This window comes from Streptomyces monticola (assembly GCF_042665355.1).
GTDB classification, from domain to species: domain Bacteria; phylum Actinomycetota; class Actinomycetes; order Streptomycetales; family Streptomycetaceae; genus Streptomyces; species Streptomyces monticola.
In genome coordinates this window covers 673,286-693,321 of the sequence record NZ_JBHTCF010000001.1, presented here as the reverse complement: position 1 = coordinate 693,321, position 20,036 = coordinate 673,286, and the positions used below count along the sequence as shown (strand labels likewise).

Here is a 20,036-nt window from a genome sequence, read left to right as displayed (position 1 = left end):
CCCCCGTCAGTGCTTGAGGATCTTGGAGAGGAAGTCCTTGGCGCGGTCGCTCTCCGGGTTGGTGAAGAAGTCCTCGGGGGTGCGGTCCTCGACGATCCGCCCGTCGGCCATGAAGACCACGCGATTCGCGGCGGAGCGGGCGAAGCCCATCTCGTGGGTGACCACGACCATCGTCATGCCGTCCCGGGCGAGCTGCTGCATCACCTCGAGCACCTCATTGATCATCTCCGGGTCGAGCGCGGAGGTCGGCTCGTCGAAGAGCATCACCTTCGGGTCCATCGCCAGCGCACGGGCGATGGCGACCCGCTGCTGCTGACCGCCGGAGAGCTGCGCCGGGTACTTCTCGGCGTGCGCGGCGAGCCCGACGCGTTCGAGGAGTTCACCGGAGCGTTTGTCGGCCTCGTCCTTCTTGCGGCCGCGCACCTTGATCTGCGCGAGCGAGACGTTCTGCCGGACGGTCTTGTGCGCGAAGAGGTTGAAGGACTGGAAGACCATCCCCACCTCGGCGCGCAGCTTCGCCAGCGACCTGCCCTCTTCGGGCAGCGGCTGCCCGTCCAGAGTGATGTCTCCCGACTGGACGGTCTCCAGCCGGTTGATCGTCCGGCACAGGGTCGACTTGCCCGAGCCGGACGGCCCGATGACCACCACCACCTCCCCGCGTCCGACGGTGAGGTTGATGTCCTGCAGGACATGCAACTCCCCGTAGTACTTGTTGACGTCCCGCAGCTCGATCAACGGATCGACGGCCATGCCCAGCCCTACCCACTCATCGTCTGTGTCGCAGTCCGCGCAAACTATCCGGAGCAATATGGGACTTAACAGGCGACACGCACTTATAGGGCATTAACCGTATTTGAGACAGTACCGATCATGGGGCGCGCGGCCGGATCATCGGTGACCAGCGGGAACGCCGACGCAGGTCGGCCTTCCGTGCAGGGCCTGCACCCAGGCCTTCCGTTCAGGCTTCGGCCGCCTCCGCGTACACCTGGGACAGCTCCGGCGCCCCGCTCACCGCCCAGTCGAGCCCCGCCTCGACGACCTGGATCTCCCGCCCCGAGGCCAGCCTGACCACCGGATGACCGCCGGGCCACACATGCCAGGCGGCACCCGGAACGGTCCGCACGATGACCGTGCCGAGGTAGAGGCCCGCGTCGTTGCCGAGCCACGGGAGCACCTCGGGGTCGTCGCGCCAGCGCGGCGGCAGCTGGTCGAGCGCCTCCAACGAGGCCGCGCTGTCGTCGAGTTCGAGCCCCGACTTGCCGGCCTGCGAGCGCAGCAGCTCGCACTCGGACAGCAGCTCGGCCACTCCTTCGGGGTCGTCCCTGAACACGGCCGCGAGACCCTCGCCCGGTTCGGCGGGCCGCTTGCGCCACTTGTCCAGGGACAGGATGTTCCGGATGTCCATCTCTCCACCCTCCGTCGGGGCGTACCGCACAGGTGCTCGGCCCAGCACGCGCTTCCCATCGGGGGACTTCCCGGGCGACTCCACTCTGCGTAGCCCTAAATGGCTGTCACTTAGTCTTAGTTGCACTAGATCATCCCCCGGTCGAGTCCGGCCTACGCGACACGTCCCGGTCCCTGACCCAATTGTGCGGCCGCGAAGCGGGATGCGGCCCGGCCCGGAAACCGCTGTCGAATGTCAGACCCCCCACGTAAGCTCTTCACATGACCTCCACTCCGACCCCCGGTTCCGCGCGGTCCGCCGACGAGCTCAATGAGCGGATCCGCCGCCTGATGCTGTGCAGCGGCGGCCGGTTGAGCGAGGAGCAGCGCAGGGAGTACGCGATTCTGGTGGTCGAATGGGCAGCCGCGGTGCGTGAAGAGGTCGTGAAGGCGGCCTAGACCTGACGGACTGTCACGCGATGTCGTCGGCGATCTCCCGGGAATTCAGGACGAGTTCAGACGCCGGTCATTGACGGGTTCCTCACCGCTCCTTAGCTTCATGGCGCATCTGTCGTCACAAAGCCCTCACAGCAGTGAGCGGGAGGAGACAGTCCGTGCGTCGACGTATCTGGGGAGTAACCGTCGTCCTGGGGCTCCTGGCAGGAGTCGCACCAGTCGCCGACGCCGCCGCGGCGGAACCAAGACACAAGCCGCTCCCCTTGGAGCGGCTTTTCGACAACCGGGCGGTGAGCAGCGACGCCCAGCCGGGCGCGGCCGACTTCGACGGCTCCGGTGCCTCGCTGTCCGCGCAGGATCTGGCCGCCGCGGGCTGGACCCCGGGCCGCTCCCTCACCGTCGACGCGGCCCGCCTGAAGCTGCCGCGCACGACGCCCGGCGAGCCCGACAACGTCAAGGCGAACGGGCAGTCCGTGGCGGTACGCGGACGCGGCGACGCCCTGGCCTTCCTCGTCGCCGGCACGGGCGGCGAAGCGAGCGGCACCGGGACCGTGCGCTATCGCGACGGCTCCCGTGCCGGCTTCCGGCTCAGCGCGCCCGACTGGCGCTCGGGCCCGCTCGCCACCAAGGCCGTGGCCCTGCCGCACATCAACACCCCGGGCGGCCAACTCGCCGAGAAGGCACGGCTCTACGTCGTCACGGTGCCGCTCGCCTTCGGCCGCGAGGTCGCCTCCGTGCAGCTGCCCCCGGACTCCGGCGCCGATCTGCATGTCTTCGCTGTCTCCGTGCGCGCCGCCGCCACCGGGTGGACGGGCAGCTGGTCGGCGTCGACCGCCGGGTACACCGCCGTCGGGCCCTGGAGCGACCGCACGCTGCGCCTCGTGGTGCACACCTCGACGGGCGGGCCACGGGTGCGGATCCGGCTCGACAACACCTTCGCGGGTACGCCGGTGCGCGTGGGCAGTGCGACCGTCGCCGTACAGGAAGCCGGGGCCGGGGCGCGGGGCGCGCCCGTGGCGCTCTCCTTCCGGGGCGCGGCGGGGACCGAAATCCCGGCCGGTGCCCAGGCGTTCAGCGATCCGCTGGGCTTCGACGTGCCCGCCGACAGCAATCTGCTCGTCAGCTTCCATCTGCCGCAGACGGTGCCCGCCGCCCCGGTGCACAGTCAGGCCATCCAGCGCTCGTACGTGAGCGAGCCCGGTGATCACACCGGGGACACGGCGCCCGGGGCGTACACGTCGACGATCTCCACCTGGCCCTTCCTGACCGGCGTGGACGTCGGCGGCGGTCCGGGGTCGGTGGTCATGCTGGGCGACTCGATCACCGACGGTGTGCGGTCCACCCAGGACGCCAACAGGCGCTGGCCGAACGTCCTCGCCCGGCGGCTGCTCGCCCAGGACGAGATCCCGCACTACGGCGTGATCAACCATGGGATCTCGGCGAACCGTGTGGTCACCGACCGCTATCCGGGCGACGGGATCTCCACGGACACGGGCGGGGTGAGCGCCCTGCACCGCCTCGACCGGGATGTACTCGCGCAGACATCGGCGCGGACCGTCGTCGTCTTCGAAGGGGTCAACGACGTCCGGTGGGGCGCCACGGCCGGTCAAGTCATCGCCGGGCTGCGGGAGATCGCCGAGCGAGCGCGGGCGCGCGGCCTGCGGGTGGTGGCGGCGACGATCGCGCCCTGCGAGGGCGAGAAGCTGTGCACGGCGGCCGCCGACGCGGAGCGCACGGCGGTCAACGAGTGGATCCGTACGGACGCGGGCTTCGACGGGGTCCTCGACTTCGACGCCGTGCTGCGGGACCCGGCCCAACCGGCCCGGATGCTGGCCGCCTACGACTCGGGTGACCATCTGCACCCGGGCGACGCGGGGCTCGCGGCGCTGGCCGACTCGGTGGATCTGAAGGTGCTGGCGGGCTGAAGGGGCCCGTAGTTCCGGCAGAGGGCGAGCGCCGGACAGCCACTGAGGTCCGGCGCTCGCAAAGGGCCCGCAGCGCGGCTTGCGGGTGGCTACACCTCCAGGTCCACCACGACCGGCGCGTGGTCGGACGCGCCCTTGCCCTTGCGCTCCTCGCGGTCCACATAGGCGTCGGTGACGGCCTTCTGGAACGGCTCGTTCCCATAAACCAGGTCGATGCGCATACCGCGGTTCTTCGGGAAGCCGAGCTGGCGGTAGTCCCAGTACGTGAAGGGGACGTCGTACTTCAGGGGGCGGGGCACCACGTCGTCCAGGCCCGCTTCCCGCAGGGCGGCGAGGGCGGCCCGCTCGGCCGGGGTGACATGCGTCGCGCCGTCGAAGAGGCTGATGTCCCAGACGTCCTGGTCCGTCGGCGCCACGTTGTAATCCCCCAGCACCGCGAACGGCCGGGAGCCCGCGGCGTCCCCGGCGACGGCGGCCTTGAGGGCCTCGAACCACTGGAGCTTGTAGGCGTAGTGCGGGTGGTCGGGCTCGCGGCCGTTCGGCACGTACACCGACCAGACGCGGACTCCGTCGCAGGTGGCGGAGATGGCCCGGGGCTCCTCCGCGCCGTCGTAACCGGGGTCGCCGGGGAGGCCCTTGACCACGTCCTCCAGGCCTACGCGGGAGACCAGCGCCACGCCGTTCCACCGGCCTGTCGCGTTCACCGCTGATTCGTAGCCCAGCTCTCGCAGCTCGTCCGCCGGGAACTGCTCGGCGGCGCACTTGGTCTCCTGGATGCACAGCACGTCCGTGCCGCTGTTCTCCAGCCAGGCCAGGAGGCGGGGCAGACGGGCGGTGATCGAGTTCACGTTCCAAGTGGCGATGCGCATGTCTCACAACTTACCGGGCGGGTCCGACAACGGGCCCTCGCACTCAGAGCTGCGCCCACTCGCCGGCCGCCAGGCGGCTGTGGTCGGCGCCGCCCAGATTGCCGATGTGGGTGTCGTAGATCGGCCGTGCCAGATCCGTGAGCAGGGCGTCATGGATGTCGATGGCGCGCTGCGGCTTGACCTCGCGGACGTACTCGATCACCTCCGAGACCTTGCTCCACGGGGCCATCACCGGGACCAGCAGCGTCTCCACCGGGTGGTCGGGGACGGTGAGCGCGTCTCCGGGATGGAAGACCGCGCCGTCCACCAGGAACCCGACATTGGTGATCCGCGGCAGCTCGGGGTGGATCACCGCGTGCAGCTCACCGTGCGTCTGGACGTCGAATCCGGCGGCGGTGAACGTGTCGCCGTGTCCCACGGTGTGCACACGGCCGGGGAAGGCGGCGGCGAGCTGGTCGGCGACCGCCCTCAGGGTCCAGATCTCGGTCGCCGGGTTCGCGTCGAGCGCGGCCCGCAGCCGGTCCTCGTTGAAGTGGTCGGGGTGCTCGTGGGTGACGAGGATCGCGTCGGCCCCGAGCGCGGCGTCCTGTTCGCTGAAGCCGCCCGGGTCGATGACGAGGGTGCGGTCGTCCTTCTCCAGGCGGACGCAGGCGTGCGACTTCTTGGTGAGCTTCATCGGTGCCATGCCCCCATCCTGCTCCCGCACGGCGATTTCCTCAGCCCCGCCCCGCGATCCGGGGCTCAGTCCGTGGGGGTGGTCTCCTCGCGGATGACCTTCTGCGCGACCCGGAACGCCGTGTTCACCGCGGGCACACCGCAGTACACGGCGGCCTGCAGGAACACTTCCTTGATCTCGTCCGGCGTGAGGCCGTTGCGCAGGGCGGCCTTGACGTGGAAGGCCAGCTCCTCGCTGTGGCCGCCCGCGACCAGGGCGGTCAGCGTGACGCAGCTGCGCGTCCTGCGGTCGAGTCCCGGCCTCGCCCACACCTCGCCCCAGGCGTAGCGGGTCATGAGCTCCTGGAAGTCACCGGAGAAGTCGTCCGCGTCGGCGAGCGCACGGTCGACATGGGCGTCGCCGAGTACCTCACGGCGGACCTTGAGGCCCGTCTCGTACGCGTCGGAAAGGCCCGCGGGTGCGCTCTCGTCCTGCTCGATGGGGGCGATCTCCGCGACCGGGGCGACGGCCACCGGCGCGGTGAGCACCGGCTTGACCGGGGGCGCCTGGATCGCCGAGTGCTGCTCGGTCCAGGCGGTGGAGAAGTGGCGTACGAGCAGATCGGTGACCGCGGCGGGCTGCTCGACGGGCGCCAGATGGGAGGCGCCGGGCACGACGGCGAGACGGGCGTCCGGTATGCCGGCGACCAGGGTGCGGGCCTCGGCGGGCCCGGTGACCTGGTCCTCGGAGCCGACCAGAACGAGCGTGGGCACGCCGATCCGGCCGAGCTCGGAACGGATGTCGAAGGCGGCGAGCGCCTCGCATGCCGAGATGTAGCAGCCGGGGTCGGTGGTGCGGACCATCTGCACGGCCCACTCGGTGATCGCGGGCTGGTTGGCGGCGAAGCCGGGCGTGAACCAGCGCTCGGGGGCGGTGCGGGCGACCGGGTCGAGGCCGTTGGTGCGGACGATCACGCCGCGCTGGCGGAACTCGTCGGCGGTGCCGAACCGGGGCGAGGAGGCGATGAGCGCGAGCGAGGCGACGCGCTGCGGGTTGCGCAGGGCGAGATCGGAGCCGATGGCGCCACCGAGGGCACAGCCGGCGTAGCCGAAGCGCTGCACACCGAGCTCGTCGAGGGTGGCGAGCACCCGGTCCGCGAGCTCACTGACACTGTCGGCCGGGTGCGCGGGGGCACCGCCGTGGCCGGGCAGATCGAAGCGGAACACGCGCCAGGTCTGGGTGAGCTCGGGTATCTGCCGGTCCCACATGTGCCATGTAGTACCGAGAGACGGTCCCAAGATCAGGACCGGGGCGTCTTCGGGCCCGTCAAAGCGGTATTGCAGGGTTCCAGCCGTCTTCTCACTCACCCGCTTACGCTCCCACATCTCACAAAATCTCACGGTCGGGGGGTGGGCGCCTGCACCAAATCACCCCAAGCGTCCGCCGCCGGACGAAGATCGTCCACGGCGGGCTTCACGCAGCAGCGGTGCGAAGAACCGCTTGTGCTCGTCGCCGCGGGCAGTTTCGGCGTTCCAGTTGTCGGCGGCCTGCTGGCAAAGGCCCAGCAGGCGGCTGAAGGACGAACGCGGGCTCGGAGGCGAGGTCCATCAGTGAGGCGTTGCGGGCCAGGCGGGCGCACACGCGTCGCTCAGACCCGCACCGGCCATGGACGCCTCCCACCCACTTTCTGCGCGAATCATGCATCCAATGCATGACATGACACAACGCCGCAGGTCACCCAACCCACCAACGACAGAAGGAAGTTACCTTGAAGCCACAGAACAACAGCTTGCCGTCGCCGGATTCGCGCATCAGAAGCAATTCCCCGCGGATCCCCGTCGTCCTGGTTGTTGCAGCCGCCGACATGGAGGCGCACGCGTATCGGGCGTATTGCCTTGAAAACGCCCGTGCCCACTACGACGTCGTCCTGATCTCCGGCGCCGAGCCGACCTGGGAGAAGGAGTTCCTCCTCGACCATGCCGTCGCCGACCCCACCGACCAGGCAGCCCTGAACGCGGCCGGACGCGCGCTCGCCGAGCGGTACGAGCTGGCCGGCGTGATGACGTGGACCGAGTGGTACCTCGTCCCCGTCGCCCGTCTCGCCCGCCAGCTCGGGCTGCCCACGACGACTCCAGAAGCCCTCCAGGGCTGCCGCAACAAGCACGCCTCCCGCACGCTGTTCGCCCGCCATGGAGTCCCCTCCGCCATATCCGTGAGCGTGCGCACCGAGCGGGAGGCGGCCGATGCCGCCGCCCTGATCGGCTATCCCGTGGTCCTCAAGCCCGCCGCGCACGCCGCGAGCATGGGCGTCATCCGCGTCGACAACGCCAGTGAACTGCCGGCCGCGTACGCCTTCGCCGCGCAGACCGCCGACCACGGTGTGGAGAGCACCCGGGTCCTGGTCGAGGAGTACCTCGACGGGGAGGAGGTGAGCGTCGAGTGCGTCACCTACCAGGACCACCGTGGTCGCCGTCACCCGCAAGACCGTCGGGATGCCACCCTTCTTCGAGGAGCTGGCGCATGTGGTCGACGCGCACGACCCGCTGCTGGCCGACGTGGCGCCGGCCGCCGTCGCGGCCCTCGACGCCGTCGGCGTCACCGACGGCGTCAGCCATGTCGAGATCCGCATCGTGGACGGCCGACGGCGTCTGATCGAGGTCAACGCGCGCATCGCCGGCGACATGATCGGCCACCTCGTCCACCTGGCGACTGCTGTCGACCTGGCCCGCGCCGCCGCCGACATCGCCTGCGGCACGCTGCCCGACCTCACTCCAACGCGCAGTGAGGCAGTGGCAATCCGGCTGATCTACCCCGCCTACTCCGGCACCCTCACCGAGCGCCACCTGGACTCTGAGTTCACCGACAGCGCCGACTGGCTCGAGCGCGTCACCTTCCACCGCGACGCCGGCGACCAGCTCGTGCTGCCACCGGACGGCGACATGTTCAGCGCCCGCATCGGCTACCTCATCACCACCGGACCCAGCGCCAAAGTGGCGCGGGGCGCGCTCCACCGAGGCGTATCGGCACCTGTCCGTCCAGGTCACCCCCGCCTAGACCACCTGCCGGACTTCCGTGACCGGCTGCACAGCGCGACGCTGACCCTCCTCGACATCGTTGCGGACTGCCTCAACGATGACGTCCCGCTCACCGAGATCCTCGACGGTGCCCGCGACCACGCCGAGCACATGCTCGGAGTCCCCAGCACCTACGGCGTCCTCGTCGAAGCCGAAGCCGCCGCGCAGATCGTCCAGGCCGCCGGCCTGGACGCCGGATCCCCCTTCGGCCCGGCCATCGCCCAGGGCCTGGCCGGCATCGCCCAGCTGCCCTTCCAGCAGCAACAGCAACTCGTCCCCGCCGCCCGCCGCTACGCGATCACCGCACCCTCCCGATCGGCAACTGGACTGCCCGCTTCACCCCCGCGCCCGGCGTCGGGCCGCACTCGCTGAACAACGACCCGCTTGCCCGCCTCGCCCATTCCCGCCTGTATCCCTTGGAGAGTTCCTTCTTGCGCATCCGCACCGCTCGCACCCTCCCGGCCGCCGTTGCCGTCGCTGCCACAGTGACCGGCTCCCTGTCCTGGGCCCCGACCGCCTCGGTCCAGAGCAGCGACCCCACCCCCTCCGCATCCACGTCCTTGACTCCGCGCAACGCGGCCGAGCCACAGACCGGCGGCGTGGCCATCCTGAAGAAGGATCCCGCCGGCGACGTGCTCGCCGGCGCAGCCTTCGCCCTCTTCGACTCCGCGGGCAAGGAAGCAGCCAACGGCAAGACCGACGCCCAGGGCAAGCTCGCCTTCAAGGACCTCGCACCGGGTGTCTACCGCCTCAAGGAGGTCTCCAGCGGCCGCCGCTCGACCTCCTCGACCGACAACTGGGACAGGTGCGGGAACAGCTCCAAGAGCACATCACGAGAGCACGCGATGCATGATCGCGAACATCCCGAACGGCCCGCCTACCTGTCCGGATCACAAGATCGTCGACAGAACCCTGATCTTCACGTTGATGCAGTCGACGAAGACCACGGGATACACGCGGTCCAGAGGCCGGTTCTGCCAGTCGGCCATGCCTTCCATCACCGCGTCGGTGATGTTGGAGATGGTCTGCTTGGACACCTCGACGCCATACACCTCGGCCAGATGAGCCGATATCTCCCCGTGAGTATGGCCCTTCGCGGACAGCGAGAGGACCATCTCGTCCACCCCGGTTAGCCTGCGCTGGCGTTTCTTGACGATGTGCGGCTCGAAGCTTCCCTCCCGGTCACGGGGGACTTCGATCTCGACGGGGCCGACGTCGCTCAGCACGGTCTTGGACCGCTTGCCGTTACGGGAGTTGCCGCCGTTCTTCCCGGTCGCGTCGTGCTTGTCATAGCCGAGGCGATCGGTCATCTCGCCCTCGAGCGCGGACTCCAGCAGCCGCTTGGTGAGCTGCTGCAGCAGGCCGCCCTCACCAGTCAGCTGCAGCCCGTCAGCCTGGGCCCGAGTAACGAGTTCCTCGATGAACCTCTCATCCGCTGCCGCAGACGAAGCTGCCTCCGCAGCGGCCGTTACGGGCATCTCCTTGCCTATGTTCTCGCTGGTCACGGGCGCAATCCTCCATGATCGGAGTTACACCGTTCTATTTACAGGGCCGGTCGTTCAGGCGAGGCGTTTGATCTGGCGGAGGGCGGGGGCGGTCTCGACGTACTGGATGCCCGGCAGGTGGCCGACGTGGTCGGTGAGGTAGCGGTAGAGGTCGGTGGTGCTGCGGGTGATGGTGGTGGCGACGAGGTTGTACGGGCCGGTGGTGGCGGCCGCGAAGCTGATCGGCCGGTGTCCGGCCAGGGCGGTGCCGACGTCGTGAAGGCAGCTCGGGTCGACGCGCAGCCATAGGTAGGACATGAGGCGGTAGCCGAGGTGGCGTGGCGGGAATTCGGTGCTGATCTGCAGGAGGCCGCTGGCGCGCAGTCGGTCGAGGTGGCGCTTGGCGGTGGCGGTCGACAGGCCGGTGGCGGCTGCGAGTTGGGGAAAGGTGGCGCGCGCGTCGTCGGCGAGGTGAGTGATGAGCGCACGGTCGGCGTCGTCCAGGAGGGCGGGCTCGTCCTCGTCCTGAGGGGCGGGGACGTCGCGGGGCGGGGCAAGGGCGGTTTGCTCCGGTGTGAGGGGGTGCAGCTTGGTGTACCAGGCGGGTGGGTCGCCTTCGTAGACGCGCAGCAGGCAGTGGGCACTGATCTCGGTGACGCGGGACATGCGGTGCAGGTTGGCGAGTACGGGGGTTTCGTTCCCGTCGGTGTCGGGGGCGGTGATGCCGCAGTGGATCTGGGTGCCGGCGGAGTCGATGGAGACGTAGCTGGACTCGGGCAGCCGGGCCAGCGCCTCGGCGAGTGGCGTGGTGGCGTCAGGGGCGCACTGGATGCGTAGCAGCCATCGGCTGTCACCGAGCCGTTCGGGCAGGGTGCGGGCCACGATGCGCAGCCCCTGGGTGCACAGGGTGCGATAGCGGCGCGCGACGGTGTTCTCCGAGACGTCCAGGGCCGCGGCGATACGGCGGAACGGAGCCCGGCCGTCGAGCTGCAGCGCCTGGAGCACGCGGTGGTCGAGCTCGTCGAACGACGGCTTGGCGGATCGTTCCATTTCCAACCTCTCGCATGACGGTTTATTTCATTCTGGAACGCTTCGCGTCGTAAGGGGCGGTTCTTGGCGAGATCATCGGAGTGGAAGACGGCACGAGTGGGGGCCCGGTACCCGGTGCTGTCCGCGATCACGGAGGTTTCGCGTCATGCGCAAGTGGGGTCCGCTTCTCGCGGTCTGCCTGGGGACGTTCATGCTGCTGCTTGACGTCACGATCACTGTGGTGGCCCTGCCGGACATCTCGCAGGAGCTGCACACGTCCGCGTCCGCCCTGGCCTGGGTCATGGACGGATATGCCCTGGCCCTGGCCGCCGCGCTGCTGACACTGGGCACGGTCGCCGACCGGCACGGCCAGCGCCGCGTCTACCTCGTCGGCCTCGCCGTCTTCACCCTCGCCTCGCTGCTGTGCGGCCTGGCCCCCAGCGCGATCGTGCTCATCGCCATGCGGATCGTGCAGGGCCTGGGCGCGGCGGCCATGTTCGCCACCTCCCTGTCGCTGCTGCGCACCACCTACACCGGCCGGGACCGGGCCGCTGCCCTGGGAACCTGGGGCGCGGTCGCCTCGGCTGCCGCCGCACTCGGCCCGCTGGCAGGCGGTGTGCTGACCCAGGTGTTCGGCTGGGGCTGGATCTTCTTCGTCAACATCCCGGTCGGGGTGCTGGCGGTGGTGCTCACCCTGCGGCTGGTGCCTGCGCCCGTCGTGCGTGCCAGCGGTGAGCGTGGCCGTGTGGACGTGCCCGGCATGCTGCTGTTCGCTGCGTTCGCCTCGGGCCTGCTGTACGCGATGATCCGTGCCCACGAGGGCGGTTGGACCAGCCCCGGCACTCTCGTCCCGCTGGTTGTCGCCGTCCTCGCCCTGATCGCGTTCGTCCTGGTGCAGCGCCGCACCACACACCCGCTGCTCGACCTGGCGCTGCTGCGCCGTCCGGTGTTCCTGGCCGCACTGGTGGCCATCTTCGTCGGCGAGTTCACGGCGTACGGCTTCATGGCCTACACGTCGGTGTGGCTGCAGTCCCTGACCGGCCTGTCTCCGATGGGCGCGGGTCTGGTCATGCTGCCCAGCTCGGCGGCCTCGATGGTCGTCGCCCTGCTGGCCGGACGCCTCCTGCACCGGGTGGCCGCCCGCTATTCGCTGCCTCTGGGCCTGCTCCTGGTCGCCGCCGGAGCCTTCGCCCAGTCCTTCCTGACCGCGTCCTCGGCCGGCCTGACCCTGCTGGCCGGGATGGTGCTCAGCGGTATCGGCATGGGCATGGTCATCCCCCAGTCCAGCCACTTGGCCGTCGAGGCCGTCCCGCAGGAGCGGGCGGGCATGGCCTCCGGCGCCTTCACCACCTTCCAGCAGCTCGGCTACGCCCTGGGCGTTGCGATCTTCGGCACCCTGGTCGCCTCCGCCGCCCAGTCGACCCTGACCGGGCATGTTGCCGACGCGCACGCGGCGTCCCAGCAGCTCACCGGTGGCAGCGCACACCAGTTGCTCGACCAGGCCCCGGCCGGTGGCCGACAGGCCATGGACCATCTGCTGCGCACGGCCTTCACCCACGGCCTGAACACCGTCGCCGTCATCGGTGGACTCCTGGCCGTCGCGGCCGCCCTGTTCTGCGCCGTAGCCCTCCGTCGGCAGGCCAGGGGAACCGCCGAAGCGCAGGCGGACGCCAGGTCCCGTGCCGCACGGGCCACGGATGCGGTTCTCTCGTAGGAGGTACCCGAGCTCTCACCGAAGGACAGGGGGGCGGGTTCCAGGTGATCACCTGGAACCCGCCCCCCTGTTGCCTGTTGCCGCTTCTGTGGACGGTCGGCAGCTGCGTCAGGACACCTGTCGTGCCACCGTCAGCAGCACTACCGAGTCCTCCACCGCCTTGATCGCGTGCCGACCCTCGGGCGGCACGGCGAACAGCTCGTACGGCTTGGCCTCCCAGGACTGCCCGCCATAGGCGAAGCTGATCAGACCACGTACCACCATCACCGTGGCCTCACCCGGGTTGTTGTGTTCGCCCAGATCGGTGCCCGCAGCCATGGCGATCAGCGTCTGCCCCAGCGCCCGACCACCGCCGCCGTAGACCGTCTTGGCACTGCGTGATGCATGCGCGTCAGGGGCCTTCGCCAGTAGACCGTCGGCCAGCGGAGCCAGGGAGAAGACGTACTCATCCTCATCGTCAGCCATGATTCGAAGCCAACCGCGTACCACCAATGCTGCACTCGGGGATCACCTTCCGTTGCACAGTTTGAACCCTGCTAGTTGTTTATCGGTTCTCTGAGCGTGGCTGCCTCGGGCTGTCGGGTTGGTGGCCGTGGGGTGTCTGTGGCGGGGTCGGCGCGTGCACGGGGAGGGGTTCGCACATCACCAGGGCCAGGTCATCGGCGAGTGGTCCTGTCGCATGCTCGACGGCCACGTTGTGCAGGGCTTCCAGGCAGTCGGGCAGCAACGGTTGGCTCAACGCCTTCCAGACCCGACCGTCCAGAGCAAGGGCGGCCCCATCGGGGCTGCGTGCGTCGATCAGCCCGTCGGTGAAGAGCAGCAGTCGCTCCCCGGGGGCCAACCAGTACCGCTGAAGCCGTGGTTGCGGCCTCAGCCCCAACGGCGGTCCCGGATCCGCTGGTTCGAGGGCGCCCGGACGGCTGTTGATCCGCAAAGGGGCGGGGTGGCCGCAATTGACCAGGCGCACCTCGCCGGGCGCGAACTCCGCGATCACCACGGTCACGAAGTCCTCCGCGTCCAGATGCCCGCCGAGGGCCTCATCCAGCCGCATGACGAGGCCGGGCAAGTCCGGTGAGACATAGGCCAGGTCGCGAAAGGCGCCGACCGCGACTGCCGCCAGGCACACAGCGTGCAGGTCGTGTCCGCGCACATCCCCGACCATGACCCTCAGCCCGTAGGGCGAATCGGCGACGGCGACCAGGTCGCCGCCGGCCACCGCGTCCCGGCCGGCGGGCACATAGCGGGTGGCCAGGTCGACCCCGCCGGCACGTACGGAGACGGGTGGCAGCATGATGCGCTGGATCGTCTGCGACGCCTGGATGAGGACCTTCTCCCGCGAGCGCTGACGCCGCGCCGTATGCACGGCCAGGGCGGCGCCCACAGCCAGCACCCCCGTACGTATCGCCGTGTCCCACAGCGGCAGCTGCAACGCGACGGCCCCCGTCACCGCACCCGCCACAAGGACGCAGCCACCCATCCCGGCGGCCACCCGTACGCCGAGTCCGGCCCCTGCCAGCAGCGGAAGCAGCAGCAACGCCGTCAGGATGTCCGGGTACGTGGCGAACAGGAGTTGCGCCAACAGCGCCGCCATCGCGACGCCCCCCAGGGCGAGCGACGGCACCCGCCAACGGGCTGCCGGGCGTTTGCGGACACGAGCCACACCCATCCCCCTCGCTGACGACCGGGCGGCATGCCAAGAGGTCATATTGGCGCGTCCACATCTGACCTGCAGTACGCAGGCGGAATATGCACCCTAAGTGATGGAAGGCGACCGAGATCAGCCCACTTGTCGGCAGGACGCGCCGCCAGCTGAAGTGGCCCTCCTGAGGGCTGAATGCGGTCAGTCGGTGCCCAGGTCCGGCCGAAGACGACGCCAGGGCGGTCCAGCGGCTCATCGATGACACATACGTCCGTCACCGTCCTGGGCGCCGGTATGGGCCACGGTGATCGCCCTGTCCCGCCAGTCCGCTGCACGCCGTGCTCAGCCGGGGCAGGTCCCAATGGCAGCCACGGCATGGGGAAATTCAGATCCTGATCAGGGACGCCGATTGTGAGGTTCCAGCGCATTCAGTGCCGGCGCAGGGCATAGGCGATTCCCTCGTCGAGGCCGTCCTGCCGCCCCCTGGTGAACGCCTTCTCGTACGCCGCGTCGCCCGCGTGCGCGCGTGCCTGGCGTTCGCAGGCTTCGCGGGCGGCGATGAGTTCGGGGACGCCCAGCTGGTCTCTGCCGATCAGATCCCATGCCCGCTGTCCGATGCCTAGCAGCCGGGCCGCCCGCTCGCCCTCGCCGGTGGCGGCGGTCACCGAAGCCAACAGGTCGACGGCCGTGCCGATGCCGATGCTGTCGTGCAGCAGGGCCTTGCCCGCCAGGGACATACGGGCGTAGTCGGCCGCCTCGTCCAACCTGCCCAGGCCGCACGCCGCAAGGCCGCGGACGTAGTCGGCGAAGGCCAGGGCCCAGCGCTCACCGCGCTTCAGGCACTCCGCGCGCAAGGCGTCGGCCGCCGCGGCGGCCTGCGTGAACTCGCCCAGGTTGGCGTGGACGAACACCCGCATCGTCCACAGCAGGAAGCGCGCCCCGGTGTACGCATGACCGTGGTCCTGTGTGTATGGCGAGGCGTCGAAGACCGCCGCGGCCTGCGCGGGCGCTCCGCTCAACGCCAGGCGCCCGCCGCCGAGATGGGCGGCGGCGACCAGCATGGCCGGATCGGACGCGGTTTCGGCGATGGCCCGGAACTCCTCGCCAAGACGCGCGACCGTGTCGAGGTCACCCTGGCCCAGGGCGATCGCCCCGCAGGCCCACAGCGCCCTGGTGCGGGCCGGGCTCCGTTCGCGGAACCGGTGGAGGGCGTGGTCGAGGTGGTGCCGGCCTTCGCGCAGGTAGCCGCAGGCGAGCCAGAAGAACCACAGGGCGCCGGCCACCTCGAGAGCGCTGGTGCCGTCCTCGCCCTCGCCGAGGCAGAAGTCCAGCGCGGCACGGAAGTTGGCGTGATCGGCGACCGTCCGCTCGTACCACTCGATCTGATCGGGCCCCATCCATGCGGTGTCGGCCTGGAGGGCGAGGGCCCGGTAGTAGATCAAGTGCCGGCACCGGAGCTCATGTTCCTCGCCCAGGCGGCGCAGCCAGCCGGCACCGTACTCGCGCAGCGTGTCGAGCATCCGGTAGCGCTCGGTCGCCCCCGTGGGCTGCCAGGTGAGGATCGACTTGTCCACGAGCGCGGCAAGGAGTCCGCCGACGCGCTCGGGGCCCAGATGCGTATCCGCACACACCAGACGGGCGGCCTCGGCGTCGAAGGACCCGGAGAACACCGAAACCCTTGCCCACAACAGCCGTTCGGCCGGGCTGCACAGCTGATGGCTCCAGCCGATCGCGGTACGCAACGCCTGATGCCAGGGCGGCTCCGTGCCGTAGACCACCTTCTCGGTCTGGCCCAAGATGGCGAACCGGTCGTCGAGTCGCTCGATCAACTCCGCCACGGACAGCTCCCCGAGCCGGGCCGCGGCCAGCTCGATGGCCAACGGCAGCCCCTCCAGACACCGGCTCAGAGCGGCCAGTTCCGCCCAGGGGGCCTCCCCGCCGGGAAGGTGCTGGGCGGCCCGCTCGGCGAGCAGCACGACCGCATCGTCCTGCGACCCCGCCGCTGCCCCCGCCTCCGGCACGGGCAGCGGCTCCACGGTGAACACCTCCTCGCCGGGCGCGCCGATGAGACGGCGGCTGGTCGCCAGGATCCGCAGGCCCGGTGCCTCCTTCTCCAGCTCCCGCACGGTCGCCGCGCAGGCGTCGACCAAATGCTCACAGGTGTCGAGGACCAGCAAGAGCTCCCGGTTGGCCAGGTAGCCGGCCAGGACCTCGTTCATCGGGCGGGTCGTCTCATCCGCCAGCCGCAGCGCCTCGGCGATGGCATGCGCCAGAAGTCCCCCCTCACTCAGCGGAGACAGCTCAACCAGCCATACCCCGTCCGGGAACACGGGCTGCAGCTCGGCCGCGGCTTCCAGCGCGAGCCGGGTCTTGCCGACCCCGCCCACTCCGGTGAGGGTCACCATCCGCGATCTGCCCGTGAACAGCCGTCGCAGCTCGGCCAGTTCGGTGCGACGGCCCACCATCCGAGTCCGTGCCGGCGGTAGATTGCCCACCCGTCGCTGAACCTGGTCCACAACACCTCCCGAGCGCCACACGCCCACCGTGCAGGGGCACGCCCCTACTCTGCCGAGTTGCGGCACGCCCCGTGCAGTCTGTGACGGCAAAGCACCAGGCCGCGACGCAAGCGGATCGCGGCGACGCGGAATATGACAACGTCTGCGCATGTCAGGACAGTTGATCGACCAAGGAAGATTGCGTGGGGCCGCCCAGCGAGGCCGCTCCTGGCGCGTGTGATGTGTCGACACCCCTGGGGTCATGGTGGTTTCCTGAGGATGGCCGCATGCCGCCGATCCGCCCGGATCCGCTTTCGGGCCGCAAAGAGGTGTCCCAATAACCACTGGTCACGGGTGCGACGATCTTGACATGGCTGGTGTTGTCACGGCGTCGGAGCCGTCCTGGACAGCTCCGGTCACAGGGCTGAGTCCACGCTGCTTTGGGAAATTGGTGACCGCGTGCGCCACGAGGGGGTGGACGCTGCCCGCAAGGGGCGGCCCGCGCGACTCCGCGAGATCCACAACGCGTTCGATCTTTGACATGCCCGCGGGCGGAATGACGCATCGCGAAAGCTTCACGTGCGGTCGGCAGCCTTTCGCGCGGGGAGGCCACGGCTCCCCTCCCGTGTCCCCTCGCGCCGCCGACCTCACCGGGACCGGGCTGTGCGGGAGGCCCGGTCTTGCACCCGCCGACGCCAGGCACGTCTTCGACCGCTCCTACCGAGCCGCCCTCACCGCTCGGCTACCAGGCCAAGGACCTCCAGGACATCTTGGTGATCCTCACCGACGAGTACCACCTCATCCATCCCCTGAACCGGCGTCGGCTGCCTGGCCGGCATGCGGTTCTCCGACTGACCTTCACAGTGCCCGTCCACGGCTCCCTGACGACTGGTAGTGATCAGCCGGTAGATCTCGCGGGCCACGTACCGCTACAGACAGCGGATGATCTCGCGCCGGGTCTTCCCCTCGGTCACCCTCCGCTCGTAGTACGCCTGCGTACGCGGATCCCAGCGCAACCAGGACAGCACAATGCGGTGCAGGGCCACATTCGCCTGCCGGTTGCCGCCGCGGTTGAGCCGGCGGTACTGCCCGGCTGCCCGGCTGCCCGGCTGCCCGGCTGCCCGAGGAGTATTCGACCGGATTGGCCCCGCACGACGCCGCGAACGACGCCTCACCCCGCATGCGCTCGCCGGTGTCCCCCAGGGCCGTCAACAACACCGCCACACTGTGCGCTCCGCCTCCGACAGCATCGAGCAGGCGCGGGTCATGCGTGCCGATCAGCTCAGACAGTCGCTGCTCCAGCACTCGAGCCTGCCCATCAAGGTGCTCGACGCGTTCCGCCAGCACCCGCACCGTGAACCTGGTCGCCCGCGCGACCGGATCCACCTCCTCGCCGCCTTCGCTCAACTGCAGGCAGGAAAGGGTGAGACGACGCCGCGACAGACTCCGCAGCTCCTCTCTGAGGGCCGGGTCAGCGGTGACCAGGAGGGCCTTGATCTGGTTCACGGCCTGCCGTTTGGCTTTCACCGCGGAGTCTTTGGCCATCAGGTGCATGCGCGCGATCTCGACCGGGCCATCGCCTGCCTTCACCGGGGACTGCGCACGGCCGCTGAGCACGGACCGGGCTGCAGCTACCTCATCGCCCTCGTCGGACTTGCTCCGCCGGCGCCGAGCCGAAGGTCCGGGGCCAGGAGCCTCGACCACCGTGATGCCCTCAGCCAGCAGACGCCGAGACAGCGCCGCGCCGTAATTGCCGGAGCACTCCACCCCGGCACGTCGACCGCACCCCACCGGCCGGCCCACTGGGCAAGTCGGCTGTAGCCACTCGCTGTTGCCGGGAAACGTCCAACGCCCAGGACGTGCCCCGTCAACGAGACGACTGCCGCAACGTGAACGTCGCGATGCGTGTCGACCCCCAGTACCACCTCATCCGCATCTGCAGCGCGGCCCTCGGCTCGAGGCGGGTGTGACGACTCGATGGTTCATCCCCCGTCGAAGGTCAGTAGCCGCGCCGCGGGCCCGGAGAGCGGTCACCAGTGAAACGGTGCAGAGGACACCCCGCAGTGCAGTGCTCCAGACACGCTCGCCCGGTCCGGCGTCCAAGCGCACTGCCTCGCCCCGCGTCGACACAGGATGGTCAGGACACGTCGGTCCGAGATGTCAGGAGTCAGTCCGCGGGACTGCAGCAGCGTTCGCTGGCATGCTCCCCAACTGCCGCCCGCCCTCACGCAGATCACGTCGGCCGATCTGCAGACCATGGAAGCTCCCCACCGCCGCGCGCGCCTTGCGTTTCCTTCGGCGCATTCCAGTGCGCCCCGCGTGAACGCCGGCATGTCTTCTTGATTGAACTTCCGGCTGACGCCCCTTCAGCAGACGCCTCTCCTCAGCTCAGCCCCGATTGTCAGAGCTTCGCCGTAGCGTTGCAGGACCTACTCGTGACGGCTGCGGGGGGGAGCACTCATGGACGACGACCTTCAGATCGACAGCGACGAAGAGCTCTTCCGTAACCCCGTCTACTACGAACCGGCGGGCCGCAACCTCGACTTGGACCGCCCCGACCTCGGTGTCCCGCAGGACGAAGACCTCCTCCAAGTGCTCCTCCGTATGCGCGGACGTGTTCCTATCGACAAGCGCGGGCTCATCTGCCCCGACTGCCGGGACCTTCGTGGCCGACGTGTCCCCGTGTACCTGATCCAGCGTGATGGCGTATGGCTTGCCTCCCACTACCGGAAACCCGGGGACAAGCCCATCAGCCACGAGTCCGACGAGCACCTTGCCCGCAAGGAACGCGTCGCGAAGGATTCCGAAGATCATGGCTTCCACGCCGACATCGAGTCGCAGACCGCCGACGGGCACGCACGCCTCGACGTACGCATCGATGGCGCCAACGGCATCGTCTTGGGCTACGAGCCTCAGCTGAGCACCCAGACGGCCCGCGGAATGCGTGCGCGGGAGGGCTTCCGGCGCCGCGCCGGCATTCAATCGGTCTGGGACTTCGCCGACCCTGACCACGCAGGCATCGGCAGGGTCCCTTACGTCCGCACACCCAACCTGCGGCATCCGTCATCCGCGTGCAGAATGAGCCACTCGCGGTCACCCATCAGCTCCTACTCGGCCTCGCGTCAACTCGGTCCGGCTGACACCACGAAGGTGTCACCGTCACGCTCCAGCAGCCAGGTGTCCGGAGCGTCGTCCGCTGCAAGAGCATGCCGCGTGCTGAGTTCGGCGAACTCTTCGTGGGACGCTCGGCGAATGTGCACTCCATTCCTGTAGTAGGGCCTGAGGAACATCAAATCCACGTGCCCGAAAGCGA

15 protein-coding genes and 4 pseudogenes are annotated in these 20,036 nt (G+C 69.5%); 8 read left to right on the top strand and 11 right to left on the bottom strand.

The window, feature by feature from the left end; translation table 11 throughout:
* Window positions 1-6 precede the first annotated feature (6 nt).
* Both ACFQVC_RS02865 and ACFQVC_RS02860 read right to left on the bottom strand, forming a co-directional pair.
* Window positions 7-750 carry an amino acid ABC transporter ATP-binding protein gene (locus ACFQVC_RS02865; protein WP_381826026.1) on the bottom strand — a complete coding sequence of 248 codons (744 nt, stop codon included), beginning with the start codon at window positions 748-750 and terminating at the stop codon, window positions 7-9.
* Between the two features lie 208 nt (window positions 751-958).
* Entirely contained in the window at window positions 959-1,405 is a 447-nt protein-coding gene (locus tag ACFQVC_RS02860) for a DUF6278 family protein (protein ID WP_381826024.1), read from the bottom strand.
* 260 nt (window positions 1,406-1,665) lie between these two features.
* Here ACFQVC_RS02860 and ACFQVC_RS02855 point away from each other — a divergent pair, with 260 nt between their 5' ends.
* Window positions 1,666-1,842, top strand: a complete 177-nt coding sequence (locus ACFQVC_RS02855) for a hypothetical protein (RefSeq protein ID WP_381826022.1) — start codon at window positions 1,666-1,668, stop codon at window positions 1,840-1,842.
* 155 nt (window positions 1,843-1,997) lie between these two features.
* Window positions 1,998-3,764 carry an SGNH/GDSL hydrolase family protein gene (locus ACFQVC_RS02850; protein ID WP_381826020.1) on the top strand — a complete coding sequence of 589 codons (1,767 nt, stop codon included), beginning with the start codon at window positions 1,998-2,000 and terminating at the stop codon, window positions 3,762-3,764.
* Between the two features lie 89 nt (window positions 3,765-3,853).
* On the opposite strand, the gene ACFQVC_RS02845 is transcribed toward ACFQVC_RS02850, so the two are convergent.
* The 3 genes from ACFQVC_RS02845 to pcaDC form a co-directional block, all read right to left on the bottom strand.
* On the bottom strand, window positions 3,854-4,633 hold the full coding sequence (locus tag ACFQVC_RS02845) for an exodeoxyribonuclease III (RefSeq protein ID WP_381826018.1): 780 nt from the start codon (window positions 4,631-4,633) through the stop codon (window positions 3,854-3,856).
* Window positions 4,634-4,676: 43 nt separating this feature from the next.
* The gene (locus tag ACFQVC_RS02840) at window positions 4,677-5,309 is read right to left on the bottom strand and encodes an MBL fold metallo-hydrolase (protein ID WP_381827068.1); all 633 of its coding nucleotides are present in this window, start codon (window positions 5,307-5,309) and stop codon (window positions 4,677-4,679) included.
* 65 nt (window positions 5,310-5,374) lie between these two features.
* The gene (pcaDC, locus tag ACFQVC_RS02835) at window positions 5,375-6,673 is read right to left on the bottom strand and encodes a bifunctional 3-oxoadipate enol-lactonase/4-carboxymuconolactone decarboxylase PcaDC (RefSeq protein ID WP_381826016.1); all 1,299 of its coding nucleotides are present in this window, start codon (window positions 6,671-6,673) and stop codon (window positions 5,375-5,377) included.
* 479 nt (window positions 6,674-7,152) lie between these two features.
* On the opposite strand from pcaDC, the pseudogene ACFQVC_RS42535 reads away from it, so the two are divergent.
* The 3 genes and pseudogenes from ACFQVC_RS42535 to ACFQVC_RS02820 form a co-directional block, all read left to right on the top strand.
* A pseudogene (locus tag ACFQVC_RS42535) lies at window positions 7,153-7,698 on the top strand (ATP-grasp domain-containing protein); the annotation flags it as partial.
* 52 nt (window positions 7,699-7,750) lie between these two features.
* Window positions 7,751-8,734: an ATP-grasp domain-containing protein gene (locus ACFQVC_RS42530; RefSeq protein ID WP_417851975.1), complete on the top strand. Its 984-nt coding sequence runs from the start codon at window positions 7,751-7,753 to the stop codon at window positions 8,732-8,734.
* 113 nt (window positions 8,735-8,847) lie between these two features.
* Window positions 8,848-9,114, top strand: a pseudogene (locus ACFQVC_RS02820) (MSCRAMM family protein); the annotation flags it as partial.
* Window positions 9,115-9,273: 159 nt separating this feature from the next.
* Here the strand turns inward: ACFQVC_RS02820 and ACFQVC_RS02815 are convergent.
* Both ACFQVC_RS02815 and ACFQVC_RS02810 read right to left on the bottom strand, forming a co-directional pair.
* Window positions 9,274-9,840: pseudogene (locus tag ACFQVC_RS02815) on the bottom strand (transposase); the annotation flags it as partial.
* An 81-nt stretch (window positions 9,841-9,921) separates the two neighbouring features.
* Entirely contained in the window at window positions 9,922-10,896 is a 975-nt protein-coding gene (locus ACFQVC_RS02810) for an Lrp/AsnC family transcriptional regulator (RefSeq protein WP_381826012.1), read from the bottom strand.
* 145 nt (window positions 10,897-11,041) lie between these two features.
* Here ACFQVC_RS02810 and ACFQVC_RS02805 point away from each other — a divergent pair, with 145 nt between their 5' ends.
* Window positions 11,042-12,589 (top strand): MFS transporter, encoded by a 1,548-nt coding sequence (locus ACFQVC_RS02805; RefSeq protein ID WP_381826010.1) that lies wholly within the window; start codon window positions 11,042-11,044, stop codon window positions 12,587-12,589.
* A 108-nt stretch (window positions 12,590-12,697) separates the two neighbouring features.
* On the opposite strand, the gene ACFQVC_RS02800 is transcribed toward ACFQVC_RS02805, so the two are convergent.
* The 3 genes from ACFQVC_RS02800 to ACFQVC_RS02790 all read right to left on the bottom strand — a co-directional run bounded on the left by ACFQVC_RS02800 (window position 12,698) and on the right by ACFQVC_RS02790 (window position 16,693).
* The gene (locus ACFQVC_RS02800) at window positions 12,698-13,054 is read right to left on the bottom strand and encodes a cupin domain-containing protein (protein ID WP_381826008.1); all 357 of its coding nucleotides are present in this window, start codon (window positions 13,052-13,054) and stop codon (window positions 12,698-12,700) included.
* A 79-nt stretch (window positions 13,055-13,133) separates the two neighbouring features.
* Window positions 13,134-14,249, bottom strand: a complete 1,116-nt coding sequence (locus ACFQVC_RS02795; RefSeq protein ID WP_381826006.1) for a PP2C family protein-serine/threonine phosphatase — start codon at window positions 14,247-14,249, stop codon at window positions 13,134-13,136.
* A 407-nt stretch (window positions 14,250-14,656) separates the two neighbouring features.
* On the bottom strand, window positions 14,657-16,693 hold the full coding sequence (locus ACFQVC_RS02790) for an ATP-binding protein (protein WP_381826004.1): 2,037 nt from the start codon (window positions 16,691-16,693) through the stop codon (window positions 14,657-14,659).
* 400 nt (window positions 16,694-17,093) lie between these two features.
* On the opposite strand from ACFQVC_RS02790, the pseudogene ACFQVC_RS02785 reads away from it, so the two are divergent.
* Window positions 17,094-17,224 (top strand): annotated as a pseudogene (locus ACFQVC_RS02785) (IS5/IS1182 family transposase); the annotation flags it as partial.
* Between the two features lie 357 nt (window positions 17,225-17,581).
* Here ACFQVC_RS02785 and ACFQVC_RS42565 read toward each other — a convergent pair.
* A complete protein-coding gene (locus ACFQVC_RS42565) occupies window positions 17,582-18,313 on the bottom strand; it encodes a transposase (RefSeq protein WP_465270583.1) in 732 nt (243 codons plus the stop codon).
* A gap of 870 nt (window positions 18,314-19,183) precedes the next feature.
* On the opposite strand from ACFQVC_RS42565, the gene ACFQVC_RS02770 reads away from it, so the two are divergent.
* The gene (locus tag ACFQVC_RS02770; protein WP_381826003.1) at window positions 19,184-19,996 is read left to right on the top strand and encodes a hypothetical protein; all 813 of its coding nucleotides are present in this window, start codon (window positions 19,184-19,186) and stop codon (window positions 19,994-19,996) included.
* Window positions 19,997-20,036: the final 40 nt, after the last annotated feature.